We start from the raw sequence: 223 nt of genomic DNA, 5'->3' as shown, positions 1-223 counted from the left end.
GCCTCAAACGCAAACAGCTTTTCCGATTCGCCGAAGTGTGCAAAGCTGTACCGAGTATCCGAACCCCCGCAGGTTATTCTGAAAGTTTTTCCGAAAGAATTAGTTGAACGCTTGCTTGCCTGTCGCGGTACCCCGTTTTCATCAATTCCTACAAAAACGGCGTTGTGATGCTCCTTATCCTCATAAAGCGTATGCCGTTTTGCAAAGTACGAGATAATGTCAG

The 223-nt window shown here is 46.6% G+C and carries 1 protein-coding gene; it reads right to left on the bottom strand.

Features of this window, described 5'->3' with window-relative positions; genetic code table 11:
* Positions 1 to 223 (bottom strand): DUF3991 domain-containing protein (locus ACYQ0N_RS15455; RefSeq protein ID WP_460163198.1); only part of this gene is annotated, 223 nt, incomplete at both ends.

Source organism: Ruminococcus sporogenes, assembly GCF_054655175.1.
This window is presented reverse-complemented; position numbering and strand designations above follow the sequence as displayed.